The 1,772-nt window shown below is 42.9% G+C and carries 1 protein-coding gene; it reads left to right on the forward strand.

Features of this window, described 5'->3' with window-relative positions:
- Positions 1 to 129 precede the first annotated feature (129 nt).
- The gene (locus DET49_RS18305) at positions 130 to 1,701 is read left to right on the forward strand and encodes an IS5 family transposase (protein ID WP_133550297.1); all 1,572 of its coding nucleotides are present in this window, start codon (positions 130 to 132) and stop codon (positions 1,699 to 1,701) included.
- The last annotated feature ends 71 nt before the right edge of the window (positions 1,702 to 1,772 follow it).

Genomic DNA, 1,772 nt, shown 5'->3' on the forward strand with positions numbered 1-1,772 from the left:
GGGCCTGCTGATTTTCTATTTTCACCTATATAACGATTTAAATTACAGGTTTTTATGTTTATTTTTTAGTTGGAATTTATTGTATAAGTGCAGTGGATTCTGTAATTTCATGCCATAACCTTTGCACTTATGATCAAGTATACTCCTTCCAGTCAATTAGTTTTAAAGGATTTTTCCCACCCTTTCGATAATGAACTTTCCCCGGATAACCGCTGGGTAAAATTAGCCGAGGTGGTCCCCTGGGATGAACTGGCCAATACTTATGCTAAAGCTTTACGCACGGATCGTGGAAGGGAATCCATAGACATTCGGATGGTCATAGGCGCCCTTATTGTAAAACATAAATTAGGACTGGATGACAGGGGTGCCGTGGAGATGATTAGTGAAAATATTTACCTTCAATACTTTTGCGGGCTTACTTCCTTTCAAACCAAAGCCCCATTCCACCCTACGGTATTTGTGGATATCCGCAAGCGTATGGGGGCTGCTTCCTTTGATAAGTGGAACGAGATGGTTATTGAAAAGGCTGATTCGCTCAAACCCAAAGCAAAAAAGAGGATCCAAGAGAAGGATACCAACAATGATGATAATGACACGCCTGAGCCTCCTGAGGGTCCCCCGACCAACAAAGGCAACATAAAAATAGATGCCACTGTTGCCAATCAAAAGATAGCCTATCCTACCGATGGCGGATTGCTCAATAAAGCAAGGGAAGAAAGTGAACGTCTTCTGGATTTACTTTATGAGCAAACCCCTTGCTTAAAAAAGCCGCGTACCTATCGCAGGGTAGCCCGGAAAGAATACCTGGCCTTTTCCAAGAAGCGAAAGAAAAGGAGGTCCGTAGTGAGAAAGTTCATCCGCAAACAACTGAGTTACTTAAATCGCAACCTGGCTCATATTGAAAGGCTTCTGGACCACATCGAAGACACAAAAAGAACGCAAACACTGGAAGGACCCTATGCAGAGATGTATGATCCACATCCTTATCGGTTTCCGCTCTCCAAAAACAATCAAAGAATCTATTGGGTGCTCCGGGAGCTGTACCGCCAGCAACATTTTATGTATACTAGCAGGACCCATAGCATAAGCAATAGGATCGTAAATATCTACCAGCCTTGGGTACGTCCTATCGTCAGGGGAAAGGATAAGGCCGGGGTGGAATTTGGAGCCAAGATTAGTGCCAGCGAAGTAGATGGTATGAGCCGTGTGGAGCATATTGGCTGGGAAGCCTTTAATGAATCGATAGATCTAAAAGTACAGGTAGCGGCCTATAAGGCGACTTTTGGTCATTATCCCGAACTGCTCCTGGCAGATCGGATCTACTTTAACCGGGAGAACAGAAAATGGCTGAAACAGAGAAACATACGGATAGTTGGTACATCACTGGGACGTCCCACAAAAGAACAATTATCACCCTATCAAAAACGAAAGCGACGCAAAGAGCGAAACCAGCGAAACCTTATAGAAGGCAAGTTTGGCCAAGGCAAGAACGCTTATGGGCTGGGTAACATACAGGCAAAAAGAAAAGATACCTCGGAGAGCTGGATTGGAGCGATCTTTTTTGTAATGAACCTATTAACCTTAACAAAAATAGCAGATAAATACGCTATTTTTTGTGCCTATATCCAAAAATGGAGGACTGAGCTCTACCTAAGAAGCCAGGTCTTGAGCAATTATAACAATCTCGTACCGGTTTTATAAAATTACTGCTGAAATAGAAGAATATTATGAATGGTATACGATTTAACAACTGATAAAATCAGCAGGCCCTA

This window comes from Salegentibacter sp. 24 (assembly GCF_004362395.1).
Lineage (GTDB): Bacteria > Bacteroidota > Bacteroidia > Flavobacteriales > Flavobacteriaceae > Salegentibacter.

What these genes read in the sequence shown, in the direction of transcription:
- DET49_RS18305 (WP_133550297.1), top strand. Translation starts at nt 130, where the DNA reads ATGATCAAGTATACTCCTTCCAGTCAATTAGTTTTAAAGGATTTTTCC.